The organism is Mesorhizobium sp. WSM4830 (assembly GCF_055811495.1).
Window position 1 is genome coordinate 1 of sequence record NZ_JBVVQI010000027.1, and the last position, 13,194, is coordinate 13,194.

Here is a 13,194-nt window from a genome sequence, read left to right on the forward strand (position 1 = left end):
CGAACCGCCCTGTACGGACCCGTACGCAGGGTGGTGTGGGAGGGGAGGAACTGCGAAGCTCCCCCCTATCCCGATTCTGGTCGGCGCCATCCCCTCAAACAGCCTTCTGTTCGGCCGAAGCCAAAGCCCCGCGCTCTGGCCAACGCCCCTCTTGATCGTCTCCTCGCTCTCGTCCATAAGCGCGCCGTCGCAAGACTTTCGCCGCGCGCGAAACGGCCCTCCACAAGCCAGGGAAACACCATGACCGATCAGCCCCCCTTCAAGCCGCTCGTTTTTTCCGGCGTCCAGCCAACCGGCAATCTGCATCTCGGCAATTATCTCGGCGCCATCAAGAAATTCGTCGCCCTGCAGGACACCTCCGACTGCATCTATTGCGTCGTCGACCTGCATTCGCTGACCGCACAGCTCGTCCATGAGGATCTTCAGGACCAGACGCGTTCGATCACCGCGGCGTTTCTCGCCTCGGGCATCGACCCGACCAAGCACATCGTCTTCAACCAGTCGCGGGTGATGCAGCACGCCGAGCTTGCCTGGATCTTCAACTGCGTGGCGCGCATCGGTTGGATGAACCGCATGACGCAGTTCAAGGACAAGGCCGGCAAGGACCGCGAGAACGCCTCGCTCGGCCTGCTCGCCTATCCCTCCCTGATGGCCGCCGACATCCTCGTCTACCGCGCCACCCACGTGCCGGTCGGCGACGACCAGAAGCAGCATCTGGAGCTGACCCGCGACATCGCGCAGAAATTCAACAACGACTTTTCGGACCGGATCGCAGCGCTTGGCGTCGGCGTCGAGATGCAGGTCGGCGAGGAAACGGTGAACGGCTATTTCCCGCTGACCGAGCCGGTCATCGGCGGCCCAGCGGCGCGCATCATGTCGCTGCGCGACGGTTCGAAGAAGATGTCGAAGTCGGACCCGTCGGACCTGTCGCGCATCAATCTGACCGACGATGCCGATGCCATTTCGAAGAAGATCCGCAAGGCCAAGACCGACCCGGAGGCTTTGCCCGGCGAACTGGACGGGCTTGCCGGCCGGCCGGAAGCGGAAAACCTCGTCGGCATCTATGCCGGCCTCGCCGAAATATCGAAAGAGGCGGTGCTGAAGGAATATGGCGGCCAGCAGTTTTCGGTGTTCAAGCCGGCACTGGCCGACCTTGCGGTGGAAAAGCTGGCGCCGATCGCCGGCGAGATGCGCCGCATCTCCGGCGACCGCGCCTATGTCGACGCGGTGCTGCGGGATGGCGGCGAGCGTGCCGGCACATTGGCCGAAACGACGATGAAGACCGTGCGCGACATTATTGGCCTGCTGCAGGGCTGAGCTGCACCAATATCGCCACAGCCGCCGGTCGCTTGCGGGCGGGCTGTGGCGGTGGCAGATTGCGACCGAAACCATCGAACAGGGTGAATATGGTCTCCAAACGCCTCAGCCGCGAAGCCGGTCATCGCCGCAAGTTCCTGGCGATCATCGACGACACGCCGGAATGCGAGCGCGCCGTCGCCTACGCCTCGAAGCGGGCGCAAAGCACGGGCGGCGTGCTGGTGCTGCTCTATGTCATCGAGCCGGATGATTTCCAGCACTGGCTCGGCGTCGAGAAGATCATGCGCGAGGAGGCGAACGCCACGGCGCGCGCGGCACTCGACAGCTACGCCAACAAGGTGCGCCAGAAGCTCGGCATCGAGCCGGAGTTGGTGGTGCGCGAAGGCAAGCCGACCGAAGAGATCCACAAGCTGATCGAGGAAGACCAGGACATCGCCATCCTGGTGCTGGCGGCAGGCGCCGGCAAGGAAGGGCCCGGGCCGCTGGTCGGCGCGGTCGCCGGCAAGGGCGCCGCCTTTCCCATCCCGGTCACGGTGGTGCCGCAGAACCTGTCCGACGAGGAGATCGACAGCCTAGCCTGAGATGTGTCGATATTCAGGTGAGGCCGGCCTGCAAATGGCGGCTTCCTCCGCTTCCGGTGCTCACGTACCCAAAAGTACGCTCCGCTCCGGTTCTCGGAACCCACCCAGTTTGGTCGCTTCGCGCCCGTCTTCGACTCCGGCTCGGCCTGACCTGAATCTCAACACATCTCCAAGCGTTTCAGAGCGCTAGCAAAACATTCCGCCAGCCAGCCGTTCCCCGCGATGCCTTTCGCTTGAATGTCGGGCGGATAAAGCCTAATTAGAATTATTCCAAACTAGCTGCCCGAAACGGGCACGGAGACGGCCATGTTCATCCAGACCGAGTCGACGCCAAACCCGGCGACGCTGAAATTCCTGCCCGGCAAGGAAGTGCTGCAAGAAGGCACTGCCGATTTCCGCGATGCCGACAGCGCCGCGACGGCTTCGCCGCTGGCTGGCCGGCTGTTCGAGATCCCCGGCGTCACCGGCGTCTTCTTCGGCTATGATTTCATCACCGTGACCAAGGACGGCCCCGACTGGCAGCATCTGAAGCCGGCTATCCTCGGCGCCATCATGGAGCATTTCATGTCCGGCGCCCCGGTGATGGCCAAGGCCGGCCCCGCCGCCGAGACCAGCCAGACCGGCGAATTCTACGACAAGGCCGACGAGGAGCTTGTCGTCACCATCAAGGAGCTGCTCGATACGCGGGTGCGCCCGGCGGTGGCCCAGGACGGCGGCGACATCACTTTCCGCGGCTTCGAGAACGGCACCGTGTTCCTGCACATGAAAGGCGCCTGCGCCGGCTGCCCGTCCTCGACGGCGACGCTGAAGCACGGTATCCAGAACCTGCTCCGGCACTTTGTGCCGGAAGTGCAGCATGTCGAACAGGTCTCCTGACGCACCGTTCCATCGTCAACGTCGATAGACAACAAAAAACCGGGCCAAAGTGCCCGGTTTTCTGTTTGCGACGTCTGTGTTGTTGCCTAGACGGTCCGCGTATAAGGGTTTTATATCACAATGACCTTGGCGCCGACCGAGGTGCGGTCGTAGAGGTCGATAATGTCCTGGTTCATCAGCCGGATGCAGCCCGACGACATCGCCTTGCCGATCGAATTCCATTCCGGGCTGCCATGCAGGCGGTAGCCCATGTCGCCGCCCTTGTTGAACAGGTACATGGCGCGCGCGCCGAGCGGGTTCTTCAACCCCGGCTCCATGCCGCCGGCAAACTTGGCCAGCTCCGGTTGCCGCCTGATCATCTGCGAAGGCGGTGTCCAGGTCGGCCATTCGCGCTTCAGCGCGATATGGGCGGTGCCGTGCCATTCGAAACCCTCACGGCCGACGCCGATGCCGTAGCGCATCGCCTCGCCGTTGCCCATGACGAAATAGAGGAACTTGTTCTGCGTATCGACGATAATGGTGCCCGGCTTTTCCTTGGTGTCGTAGTCGACGATCTGCCGGCGGTATTTGAACGGCACCTTTTCGATCGGAACGCGCGGCAGATGATAGCCGGCGTCGGTTACCGCGCCATAGTTGTTGGTGAAGATCTGCGAGCCGATGGTGCTGCAACCGGCGACAGCCGTCGACAGCGCCAGGGCCGCGACGATTGCAAGTGACTTCATGCGCATGAAAAGGTCCGATGCCTGCCCAAACAACAGCGGCTCGAGTCGGCCGCTTTTTTCATCTTCATTCATGCTGGCATTTGCTTTGCTTGCCAAGCGGGCGATGCCTATATCCTTGGCCTCGCGTGTTGGTAAACCTGCGACTATGGCATTTCGGCAACAGCCCCAGCAGGATTATGCTGCAAAATCAATGGGACAAGAACAACAACCGGAAGACGAGGAAATCACCATGAATGTCGGTGACGCTGCCCAGCGCTCAAAAGTTTAGGAACCTGCGCCGTTCGAGAGCAAGCGTTCCCCAGCCTTCGACACGCCGCAAGGCAGGGGCGGCGGTCACGATCCCGGCGGGCGGTACCGGATCGACTTGGCTTTCCCAAGCGCGTCCATCGTCTCTTCGACACTTAACAAGACGGTGGTCTCGTAAGAGCTGAGCGCGCCTCCCGCACCGATGGCGAGCATGACGGATGCCATGGACACATTGTCCGGCGCCTCCCATAGGTTCCAGCCATCGTATTCTCCGAAGGCATACCAGAACCCGTGCAGCTTTCCGCCGACCGACTCGATGTAAGAACGGGCAGCCTCGCGTCTATCCTCGGGATTATCCATCAAGCGCGCCCAGGTTTCGGGCCTGTAGCTGAATCGCGTAAGATACATCGGCATGGTTCGTCTCCTCCCAGAGCTGCCCCCACGAGGATAGTTAAGCGCCGCAATCCGGGAGAAGGCGAGTCGTTTCCGAGGCGTAGTACCGCTGGCTTAGTTGCGGGGCCGCTAATAGACCTGTTTCAATTGCCTTTCCCAAGGGGAGTAAGGTCAATGGCCGCATATCTCATTGCTGATGTCGACATAACCGACGCCGCCGTTTTCGAGGAATACCGCCGGGACGTGCCGGCAACCGAAGCCCGCTACGGGGGCAGATACATAGCTCGCGGCGGAGCCACCAAAGTTCTGGAAGGTGATTGGGAACCTCATCGCCTCGTCATTGTCGAATTCCCAGACATGGCTTCCCTCCTAGCATGGTACGACTCTCCGGAATACGGCCGCCTCAAAGCCATCCGCGAACGCTGCGCAAAGACGAGGATTATTGCACTGGAGGGCATGATGCCGGTTAGTTAGAGGGCCGGGTCGATGACAATGGTAAATCTGAGTTGCCATATCTGGTGCGGTCCGGCGACAGGACAGGATATGAATCAGCAAGCTTCAAACTTGCGGGCGGGAAATGACGGCCAATGATGGGGGGATGACGCCGGCAGCACTCATTGAACGAGACCTACATATCAATATGGCCCCACACCGGATCGGCAGACCTAGGGTTGTGTCATGGCGTTGAAAATGCCGGCGCCAACTATCGCACATAAGACTGCGGCCCCAAGCCCTCCCACAATGATGCACCACCAGGCGCGGCCATTTCCCCGAAGCACGGGATTCATTTTTATCATCCGTCGCGCCAGAAGCCCCTGGTAGAGTGCATAAGAAGACCCGAAACCGGCGAGCCAAATGACGGAAAATACGACGCCCCGCGTGAGCATCCTATTGAGCCTAGTCTGCTCGACCGTCAAACTTGCATTCTCAGTAACCATGCTTCGCCACCTTTTTGATTACGCTGCGACCACTATCGGGCATGCAGCGGTGAATATTAGATCAACCGCGACGCCTCGCGAAAACATAGCTCCCCTCGCTAGTAGGAACCGCATTCATAACGCGAGCAGCCCGCCTTGTGGAAGGGCGGGCCTTGTAGCGCCCGCTCCACAGTATTTTGCAGATAGGTTCGTCAGCCCGGTAATCGCCCCCAAAAAGGCGATTATGTACACGTTGATGGGCAAGCTGGCGCACATGCCGCTCGCCCCAAAACCAAAGCCGAAAGGCAAGGAGGCCCGTTAGGCAATGGATGAGTCACAATGAGCGTCGTCAGCGGTGTGGTGCTTTGTACATCTATTGCTGAAGATTGTTCGAGCCCGAACGGTCAGCTCGTTCTTTTTGGGCGCATACAGGAATGGCTGGCGGAGCGCGCCGGCCCCTTCCAACAACTTAACAGCGTCGAGGCTAGCTTCGGCGGCAGCAAGCATCCGCAAATGTTTGTAGCTGGCGGCGGCTTCAACCATTTCTCCGAAGACGACTTTGCGGCCTACGTGATGTCGCTGCCTTGGCAAAACCCAGAAAACGTTGTGTTGGTGATCGACCCCGAAGAGGGGGCTACCCGCGTCTTCAGACCTTCCTGTTTGTAAAGTACATAATCGCCCCAAAAAACCGCGTTCAAACCGTGAACAAAATCTGGCATGGTGCGGTCATGCCGATCATCTCACCTCTACCCCTCAACCCGCTTATCGACGGTCGCCAGTCGGAGCGTGCCATGCTGGTCAGGCGTGGCGTCCAGCGGCTGCTCAAGCAGATGGACGCGCATGTCTTGCCCGAACTGTCGCTGGCGACCGGGCGCCGCGCCGATCTCGTGGCACTGACCCGCCAGGGCGACATCTGGATCATCGAGATCAAATCCTCGGTCGAGGATTTCAGGGTCGACCGCAAATGGCCGGACTACCGCCTGCATTCCGACCGCTTCTTCTTCGCCACGCATCCCGGCGTGCCCCAGGAAATCTTTCCGGAGGAATGCGGCTTCATTCTCTCGGACGGCTATGGTGCTGAGATTCTGCGCGATGCGCCCGAACACCGGATGGCGGCGGCGACGCGCAAGGCGCTGATGTTGAGGATCGCCCGCGCCGGTGCTGCGCGGTTGCTGGCGGCCGAGCTTGCCGGCGTGTCGGTGCCGGCGCTGGAGGGTGAGAGCGAGTAGGCTTTGCACTCCGCGTAATTGTAGATGCGGCGCTGCCCCTCATCCGGCTGCCGCCACCTTCTCCCCGTAAGTGACGGGGAGAAGGGAGCAAACCAGAGAGAAGCTATTCCATGATGCGGTAGGGCTCCATCTCCTTGACCCATTGGCGCGCGCGTCGATCTTGGCGAACATGGCCGCCTCACTCGTCCCAGGCTTGCACCACAGTCTGCCGCGCGATCAGGCCGTTCTTCAGCTCCAGCATCGCCGCGCAGAACACCTTGGTCCCGTCCGGATAAGCGCAGGCCTGGGTGAAGGCGAGATTGTTGCCGTCGGCGATGGTGGTGTCGACCTTGTGGGTCATCGCCCGGCTGCAGATGTCGTCCCAGAACGTAGTGATCGCAGCGCGCCCGCGGATTTCGCGAGGCTTGCTCGGCGGGTTGTTGCGGTCGATCACCCGCACCAATGCATCGTCGGCATAGAAGCTCGCCAGCAATTTTCCGTCACGGCCCTCGATCGCCTTCTTGATCGCAGCGCCGTCTATCGTCTGTGTCTTGGTCAGCATTTTACCCTCCACAGGCCCTTCTTCTCGATCGGGCGGTTTATTTGATCAGGCGCTGCCCGGCGCTCGCCGTCGGGCAGCGATCTTTCACTGCGACTTTGCCTTGACGGCCGCAAACACCTCGTCGGACTGCTTCTTGAAGGTGGCGAGATCGACTTGGCTGCCGTTGAGCATCGTCGACCAGTGGCGCACGATCGCCGCCATCGCCACCGCCTCCTTGATCTCCTCATCGCTGGCGCCATTGAGCTTGGCCGCCTGCGTGTGGAAATAGATGCAGTATTGGCATGGGATCTGCGAGGCGACGGCGAGGCCCATCAATTCCTTGGTCTTGCCGTCGAGCGCGGTGTTCGGGTTGAGCTGTACGCCCTTGATCTCGGCCCAGCCGCCGGCAACGGCGACATCCGGCAGCGTCTTGAACATGTCCGGCACCGAGCCAAGCGTGGCCTGGATGTCCTTGTAGGCGGCCGTCGCCGAGGCGTCCTCGGCCTTGGCAGGAACTATCGCCAGCAGCGCGCCAACGCCTGCCGCCAGCAGCAGCGATTTGAGTGTCGACTTCAGCATTTTATTTCTCCCTTCGCAGGGCCTTTCCCGGCGATATCCGCCTGGCCTGCATGGGACGAAGTGATAGCGCTTACGCATGCCCGGCCGCTTCGCCCGAAAGCGCCATGGCGCCTATGGCCCGTGCGGGCCAGCGTGCCGGGCCGAGAACGCCGCCGCCGCCGCCCGCGACGGCAGGTCCAGCTTGAGCAGAATGTTGGCGACGTGACGCTTGACCGTGTGTTCGCTCAGCCCGAGTTCGGCGGCGATCGCGGCATTGCTCTTGCCATCGGCGATCAGGTTCACCACCTCGCTTTCGCGCGCCGTCAACGCGGCAGGCTCGGTCGCCTTGGCCTTTGGGCGGCAGGCAGGCTCCAGATGCTGTTCCGAGGTCGCCTGCACCAGCGCAAGCGGTTCATCCAGCTCGTCAAGCGCGATGCGCCCGGCGTCGTTGAAATGAAGGCCTGAACCGGCGGCAAGTTCGGCGACCAGCCGCGACGCAAGGATGTCGCCGCGCCCGGCATGCGTGGCGAGCTGCATCGTCACGCGCGCCGTCAATCCCGTCGGCGGTCCGCGCAACTCGACCTCGCCGACATGCACGCCCTGCGCGCTGGCGACGCCGATTTCCTGCGCCGCATCGCGCAGCGCCGCCGCGCAGCGTACGGCCCGCGCTGGGCCGTCGAAGCGCGCCATCATCAGCTCGCCATGCGTGCCGGCCGGGCGGCCGCCATGGCGTCCGACCAGCAGGCGCCATGTTTCCTGAAAGCGCTGGCTGCGCTCGCTCCACATGCGGTCGCCAAGCCGCGCCGTGTCGTAGATCCGGGTGACCAGCAGTGCCGCTAGCACGCGTTCCACCTCGGCTACCGCTCGCGCTCCGGTCAGGAACTCCTCGATCACATCGGCCACCCGGTCGACATCGCCGGTCCAGATCGGGTGGTCGCGCCCGGGCACCTCGACCAGCCGCGAATTCGGGATCTTCCTTGCCAGGAAGCGGCTGGCCTCCGGGTCGACGCGTGCGTCGTTGCGGCGATGGATCAGCAGTGTCGGTGCGCTGATCGCTTCCAGTACGCCGCGCACGTCGATCGCCGCATTCATGTGGGCCAGGGCGATTGCCGCCGTCGGGCTCGCCGACAGCCGCTCGAAGCGCGCCCACCATGTGGCGAAACGCGGATCGTCGACGCGTCCGGGCGCGAAATGCGGCAGGGTGGCGCCGGTGCCCCATGCGGTCTCCGCCGTCGCGATGAAGGCCTCCAGGCGCTCCGGCGGCATCACCCATTTGTGGAAATGCGCATAGCCGCCATAAAGCGCCAGCGCCCGCGTCCGCTCGGGGTAGGTGGCGGCGAACAGCATTGCCATCGGCGCGCCTTCCGAAGCGCCGAGCAAGGCGGCGCGGCCGCTGCCGGTCGCGTCCATCACCGCGCGCACATCGTCCATACGGGTTTCGAGGCTGGGCAGGTGGTGGACATCGACGCGGTCGGACAGACCGGTGCCGCGCTTGTCGAACAGGATCAGCCGTGAGAACGCGGAAAGCCGCCTCAACAGCCGGGTGTAGCCTTCGTCTTCCCAGTGCAGGTCGAGATTGGAAATGAAACCCGGCACGAAGACGAGATCGAGCGATCCCTGGCCGACCACCTGATAGGCGATCCGCACGTCGCCGCTAAGCGCGTATCGAGTTTCGATCGGCCTCACGAGTTGTCCGCCCGACCCGACGATTTCTTATCGCCGGATCATAGCAGAGCCGCGCAGCTTGCGGCAGATGAAACTTTAGAGCGAGTGAATGTAGGCCCGCGGCACCTACTTCTGTGACGCGGCGGTCTCGGTGTTCGCTCCGCCGACGCTAAAACCTGCGCCCTCCGGCGCGCCCGGCCGCTTGATGTGTGGCGCAGCCGCGACGACAAGCTCATTGAACCCTTCGCCGCCGCTATCAAGCATCTCGAACAATTGCCGGCGCATCCTCGGTTCCCAGAACTTGTTGATGTGCTCGGCGACGCCGGCAATGCCTTGCTCGCGCGGCTTGGAGTGGAAGAAGGCGGCGATCTGGTTGGCCATGCGAACCAGCTTTTCGCTGGTGCTCATGAGGTGGCCTTCGTCATGCGACATGCTTGGCAACTCCGGAAACCACGCGGTCAGGATGGGTGAAAATATCGAAATCATCGCCGCGCACCAGCGCCACCAGCGTCATGCCGGCATCGTCCGCGGTGCGGATGGCAAGCGCGGTCGGCGCCGAGACGGCAATGATGACGGCCGAGCCGATTGCCGCGGTCTTCTGCACCATCTCGACCGAAACGCGCGACGTGACGACGACCGCACCGCCGGCGCCGTCGATACCGGTCCTGGCCAGTGCGCCGGCCAGCTTGTCCAACGCGTTATGGCGGCCGACATCCTCGCGCGCCATGACGATGCCCTTGCCGGGAAGGTAAAAACCGGCGGCGTGGACGGCACCGGTTTCGGCGTGCAGTGGCTGCAGCTTCGACAAAAGCTTGACCGAGCGGACGATGTCATCGGCCTGAAGTGTAAGTTGCGACGCACCGACCGGGTTTACCGAGCGCATCGCCTCCTCGATCGATTCGATGCCGCACAACCCGCAGCCGACCGGGCCGGCCAGCCGTCTGCGACGCGCCTCGAAACGGGTGTTGGCGCTATCCTTCAGCCGGATCTGGATATCGATGCCGGCGCCGTGGTCCTCGACCTCGATCGCTTCGATTTCGTCCGGCGAGGCAATGATGCCTTCGGTCAGCGAGAAGCCGAGCGCGAAATCCTCGAAATCGGCCGGGCTTGCCATCATCACCGCATGCGTGGTGCCGGCAAAGGAGAATGCCACCGGCGTCTCTTCCGGCACCATCCGGTTGGCGGCCGCGGTGCCGCCCGCGCGGCGCGCGAGGCGGCTGATCTGCGCAATGGCTTTGCGGCGCGCGGTCAAAGACTACTCCGCCGCTTCCAGCTTCGCGATGCGGCGGCTTTGCTTCGCCTGCTCGTCATAGTCGCGCTGCCATTCCGACGGGCCGTTGGATGCACCCACCTGCACCGCGGTCACCTTGTATTCCGGGCAGTTGGTCGCCCAGTCGGAGAAGTCGGTGGTGATGACGTTGGCCTGGGTGTCGGGATGGTGGAAGGTCGTATAGACGACGCCCGGCGACACCCGCTCGGTGATCAGCGCGCGCAGCGTCGTCTCGCCGGAGCGGCTGGTCAGCCGCGCCCAGTCGCCGTCGCGCAGGCCGCGATTTTCGGCGTCGTGCGGATGGATCTCCAGCCGGTCCTCGCTATGCCAGACCACGTTGTCCGTGCGCCGGGTCTGCGCGCCGACATTGTATTGCGACAGGATGCGGCCGGTGGTCAGCAGCAGCGGGAAGCGCGGCCCGGTCCTCTCGTCGGTCGCGACGTATTCAGTGCGGATGAACTTGCCCTTGCCGCGCACGAAGCCGCCGATATGCATGATCGGCGTGCCTTCCGGCGACTTCTCGTTGCAGGGCCACTGCACCGAGCCCACCCGGTCGAGAAGGTCGAAGGAAACGCCGGCGAAACTCGGTGTCGTCTTGGCGATCTCGTCCATGATCTGCGACGGATGCGTGTAGTTCCAGCCGAGGCCGAGCGCCTTGGCGAGCTCCTGCGTCGTTTCCCAGTCGGCATAGCCGCATTTCGGCTCCATCACCTTGCGCACCATGTTGATGCGGCGCTCGGCATTGGTGAAGGTGCCGTCCTTCTCGAGGAAGGTCGAGCCGGGCAGGAACACATGCGCGTAATTGGCCGTCTCGTTGAGGAAGAGGTCGTGCACGACGACGCATTCCATCGCGGCGAGACCCGCCGCGACATGCTTGGTGTCGGGGTCCGACTGCAGGATGTCCTCGCCCTGCACATAGAGCCCCTTGAACGAGCCGTCGACAGCTGCATCCAGCATATTGGGGATGCGCAGGCCGGGCTCGTGGTCGAGCTTGACGCCCCACAGGCTCTCATAGATGGCGCGCACGGCGTCGCCTGAGATGTGGCGATAGCCGGGAAGCTCGTGCGGGAACGAGCCCATGTCGCAGGAGCCCTGCACATTGTTCTGGCCGCGCAGCGGGTTCACGCCGACGCCCGGCCGGCCGATATTGCCGGTCGCCATGGCGAGATTGGCAATGGCGATGACGGTGGTCGAGCCCTGGCTGTGCTCGGTCACGCCGAGGCCGTAATAGATCGCGCCGTTGCCGCCGCGGGCGTAAAGCCGCGCCGCGCCGCGTATGTCGTCGGGATCGACATTGGCGAGCTGGCCGACGACTTCCGGGCTGTTTTCCGGCAGCGCCACGAACGATGCCCAGTCCTGGAACTCGTCCCAGTCGCAGCGCTCGCGGATGAAGGCTTCGTCGAACAGGCCTTCGGTGACGATGACATGGGCAAGTGCGGTCAGCATGGCGACGTTGGTGCCCGGCTTCAGCGGCAGATGGAACTGCGCCTCGACATGGGCCGAGCGCACGATGTCGGTGCGGCGCGGATCGAGCACGATCAGCTTGGCGCCCTGGCGCATGCGCTTTTTCATGCGCGAGGCGAACACCGGATGCGCATCGGTCGGATTGGCGCCGATCAGCAGGATGACGTCCGTCTGCTCGATCGAATCGAAGTCCTGCGTGCCGGCGGAGGTGCCGAAGGTCTGGCCGAGGCCATAGCCGGTCGGCGAATGGCAGACGCGGGCGCACGTGTCGACATTGTTGTTGCGGAAGCCCTGCCGGACCAGTTTCTGGACGAGGTAGGTCTCCTCGTTGGTGCAGCGCGAGGAGGTGATGCCGCCGATCGAGGTGCGGCCGTACTGGTACTGGATGCGGCGGAATTCATTCGCCGTATGGGTGAGCGCCTCTTCCCACGACACTTCGCGCCACGGATCGCTGACCCGCTCGCGGATCATCGGCTTCAGGATACGGTCCTTGTGCGTCGCGTAGCCATAGGCGAAGCGGCCCTTGACGCAGGAGTGGCCGTGGTTGGCCTTGCCTGCCTTGTAGGGCATCATGCGGATGACCTCGTCGCCCTTGACCTCGGCCTTGAACGAGCAGCCGACGCCGCAATAGGCGCAGGTGGTGACGGTTGAGCGCTCGGGCAGGCCTTTGGCCAGCACGGTCTTTTCCCTTAGCGCATCGGTCGGGCAGGCCTGCACGCAGGCCCCGCACGAAACGCATTCGGAATCGACGAACGCCTCGTGCATACCGGCCGAGACCCTGGATTCGAAGCCGCGGCCCTCGATGGTCAGCGCGAACGTGCCCTGCACCTCCTCACAGGCGCGCACGCAGCGCGAGCAGACGATGCACTGCGCCGGATCGTAGGTGAAATAGGGGTTCGATTCATCGCGGGCGATGTAGTCGATGGTCAGCGAGCCATGGCCGGGCGCCACGCCGTTTTCCTGTTTGACGTGGTTGCGGCCGTCCACACCATAGCGGTTCTCGGTCAGACCGACCGTCCTGGCGACCTTGTCGAACTCGCTGGCGCCGGTGCCGGCCTTCTCGCCCCACGCCGCCGGGTGGTCGGAGACGTAGAGTTCCATCACGCCGCGGCGGATGGCGTCTAGCCGGTCGCTCTGCGTATGCACGACCATGCCTTCGCCGACCGGCGTCGTGCACGAGGCCGGCGTGCCGCCGCGACCATCGATCTCGACGAGGCAGACCCGGCAAGAGCCGAACGAGTCCAGCATGTCGGTGGCGCAGAGTTTCGGGATTTCGACGCCCGCTTCCATCGAAGCGCGCATGATAGAGGTCCCCGCCGGCACCGTTACCGACTTGCCGTCAACCGTCAGCGTCACCTGCTGTTCAGCGTCGGAGGCGGGCGTGCCGTAGTCGATTTCCTGGACCAGCGATTTGATGTCGAATGCCGCGTTCATGC

The 13,194-nt window shown here is 63.4% G+C and carries 15 protein-coding genes; 7 read left to right on the forward strand and 8 right to left on the reverse strand.

From position 1 onward, the window contains the following. Positions 1–240 precede the first annotated feature (240 nt). The 3 genes from trpS to AC0L2Y_RS26785 all read left to right on the forward strand — a co-directional run bounded on the left by trpS (position 241) and on the right by AC0L2Y_RS26785 (position 2,774). Positions 241–1,317, forward strand: a complete 1,077-nt coding sequence (gene trpS / locus AC0L2Y_RS26775) for a tryptophan--tRNA ligase (protein ID WP_473560618.1) — start codon at positions 241–243, stop codon at positions 1,315–1,317. Positions 1,318–1,406: 89 nt separating this feature from the next. Further along, positions 1,407–1,898 carry a universal stress protein gene (locus AC0L2Y_RS26780; RefSeq protein ID WP_352469977.1) on the forward strand — a complete coding sequence of 164 codons (492 nt, stop codon included), beginning with the start codon at positions 1,407–1,409 and terminating at the stop codon, positions 1,896–1,898. 306 nt (positions 1,899–2,204) lie between these two features. Next, positions 2,205–2,774, forward strand: a complete 570-nt coding sequence (locus AC0L2Y_RS26785) for a NifU family protein (RefSeq protein ID WP_023676386.1) — start codon at positions 2,205–2,207, stop codon at positions 2,772–2,774. A gap of 110 nt (positions 2,775–2,884) precedes the next feature. On the opposite strand, the gene AC0L2Y_RS26790 is transcribed toward AC0L2Y_RS26785, so the two are convergent. Then, on the reverse strand, positions 2,885–3,502 hold the full coding sequence (locus tag AC0L2Y_RS26790) for a L,D-transpeptidase (RefSeq protein WP_473560620.1): 618 nt from the start codon (positions 3,500–3,502) through the stop codon (positions 2,885–2,887). Here AC0L2Y_RS26790 and AC0L2Y_RS26795 point away from each other — a divergent pair. Then, the gene (locus tag AC0L2Y_RS26795; RefSeq protein WP_473560621.1) at positions 3,495–3,764 is read left to right on the forward strand and encodes a hypothetical protein; all 270 of its coding nucleotides are present in this window, start codon (positions 3,495–3,497) and stop codon (positions 3,762–3,764) included. The genes AC0L2Y_RS26790 and AC0L2Y_RS26795 overlap by 8 nt on opposite strands. Positions 3,765–3,829: 65 nt before the next feature. Here AC0L2Y_RS26795 and AC0L2Y_RS26800 read toward each other — a convergent pair whose 3' ends face one another. Next, a complete protein-coding gene (locus AC0L2Y_RS26800; protein WP_023717906.1) occupies positions 3,830–4,156 on the reverse strand; it encodes a GYD domain-containing protein in 327 nt (108 codons plus the stop codon). A 153-nt stretch (positions 4,157–4,309) separates the two neighbouring features. Here AC0L2Y_RS26800 and AC0L2Y_RS26805 point away from each other — a divergent pair, with 153 nt between their 5' ends. The 3 genes from AC0L2Y_RS26805 (at position 4,310) to AC0L2Y_RS26815 (ending at position 6,281) form a co-directional block, all read left to right on the forward strand. Beyond that, positions 4,310–4,609: a DUF1330 domain-containing protein gene (locus AC0L2Y_RS26805; protein WP_023717905.1), complete on the forward strand. Its 300-nt coding sequence runs from the start codon at positions 4,310–4,312 to the stop codon at positions 4,607–4,609. Between the two features lie 782 nt (positions 4,610–5,391). Further along, a complete protein-coding gene (locus AC0L2Y_RS26810; RefSeq protein WP_473560623.1) occupies positions 5,392–5,718 on the forward strand; it encodes a hypothetical protein in 327 nt (108 codons plus the stop codon). A 62-nt stretch (positions 5,719–5,780) separates the two neighbouring features. Next, on the forward strand, positions 5,781–6,281 hold the full coding sequence (locus AC0L2Y_RS26815; protein WP_352488561.1) for an MmcB family DNA repair protein: 501 nt from the start codon (positions 5,781–5,783) through the stop codon (positions 6,279–6,281). A 178-nt stretch (positions 6,282–6,459) separates the two neighbouring features. Here AC0L2Y_RS26815 and AC0L2Y_RS26820 read toward each other — a convergent pair whose 3' ends face one another. From AC0L2Y_RS26820 to fdhF, 6 genes are all read right to left on the reverse strand, one after another. Continuing rightward, positions 6,460–6,822 (reverse strand): nuclear transport factor 2 family protein, encoded by a 363-nt coding sequence (locus tag AC0L2Y_RS26820; protein ID WP_352836830.1) that lies wholly within the window; start codon positions 6,820–6,822, stop codon positions 6,460–6,462. An 84-nt stretch (positions 6,823–6,906) separates the two neighbouring features. After that, positions 6,907–7,380 (reverse strand): carboxymuconolactone decarboxylase family protein, encoded by a 474-nt coding sequence (locus AC0L2Y_RS26825; RefSeq protein WP_473560625.1) that lies wholly within the window; start codon positions 7,378–7,380, stop codon positions 6,907–6,909. A gap of 111 nt (positions 7,381–7,491) precedes the next feature. Continuing rightward, positions 7,492–9,045 carry an alpha/beta fold hydrolase gene (locus AC0L2Y_RS26830; RefSeq protein WP_473560627.1) on the reverse strand — a complete coding sequence of 518 codons (1,554 nt, stop codon included), beginning with the start codon at positions 9,043–9,045 and terminating at the stop codon, positions 7,492–7,494. A 105-nt stretch (positions 9,046–9,150) separates the two neighbouring features. Next, on the reverse strand, positions 9,151–9,456 hold the full coding sequence (locus tag AC0L2Y_RS26835; protein WP_352488059.1) for a formate dehydrogenase subunit delta: 306 nt from the start codon (positions 9,454–9,456) through the stop codon (positions 9,151–9,153). Continuing rightward, positions 9,446–10,276 carry a formate dehydrogenase accessory sulfurtransferase FdhD gene (gene fdhD, locus AC0L2Y_RS26840; protein ID WP_473560630.1) on the reverse strand — a complete coding sequence of 277 codons (831 nt, stop codon included), beginning with the start codon at positions 10,274–10,276 and terminating at the stop codon, positions 9,446–9,448. The genes AC0L2Y_RS26835 and fdhD overlap by 11 nt, the downstream gene beginning before the upstream one ends. 3 nt (positions 10,277–10,279) lie before the next feature. Then, complete coding sequence (gene fdhF, locus AC0L2Y_RS26845; protein ID WP_473560632.1) at positions 10,280–13,192, reverse strand: formate dehydrogenase subunit alpha; 2,913 nt, start codon at positions 13,190–13,192, stop codon at positions 10,280–10,282. Positions 13,193–13,194 lie beyond the last annotated feature (2 nt).

Coding starts and splice junctions, on each gene's coding strand:
- trpS (WP_473560618.1), top strand. CDS start 241: ATGACCGATCAGCCCCCCTTCAAGCCGCTCGTTTTTTCCGGCGTCCAG.
- AC0L2Y_RS26780 (WP_352469977.1), top strand. CDS start 1,407: ATGGTCTCCAAACGCCTCAGCCGCGAAGCCGGTCATCGCCGCAAGTTC.
- AC0L2Y_RS26785 (WP_023676386.1), top strand. CDS start 2,205: ATGTTCATCCAGACCGAGTCGACGCCAAACCCGGCGACGCTGAAATTC.
- AC0L2Y_RS26795 (WP_473560621.1), top strand. CDS start 3,495: ATGCGCATGAAAAGGTCCGATGCCTGCCCAAACAACAGCGGCTCGAGT.
- AC0L2Y_RS26790 (WP_473560620.1), bottom strand. CDS start 3,502: ATGCGCATGAAGTCACTTGCAATCGTCGCGGCCCTGGCGCTGTCGACG.
- AC0L2Y_RS26800 (WP_023717906.1), bottom strand. CDS start 4,156: ATGCCGATGTATCTTACGCGATTCAGCTACAGGCCCGAAACCTGGGCG.
- AC0L2Y_RS26805 (WP_023717905.1), top strand. CDS start 4,310: ATGGCCGCATATCTCATTGCTGATGTCGACATAACCGACGCCGCCGTT.
- AC0L2Y_RS26810 (WP_473560623.1), top strand. CDS start 5,392: ATGAGCGTCGTCAGCGGTGTGGTGCTTTGTACATCTATTGCTGAAGAT.
- AC0L2Y_RS26815 (WP_352488561.1), top strand. CDS start 5,781: ATGCCGATCATCTCACCTCTACCCCTCAACCCGCTTATCGACGGTCGC.
- AC0L2Y_RS26820 (WP_352836830.1), bottom strand. CDS start 6,822: ATGCTGACCAAGACACAGACGATAGACGGCGCTGCGATCAAGAAGGCG.
- AC0L2Y_RS26825 (WP_473560625.1), bottom strand. CDS start 7,380: ATGCTGAAGTCGACACTCAAATCGCTGCTGCTGGCGGCAGGCGTTGGC.
- AC0L2Y_RS26835 (WP_352488059.1), bottom strand. CDS start 9,456: ATGTCGCATGACGAAGGCCACCTCATGAGCACCAGCGAAAAGCTGGTT.
- fdhF (WP_473560632.1), bottom strand. CDS start 13,192: ATGAACGCGGCATTCGACATCAAATCGCTGGTCCAGGAAATCGACTAC.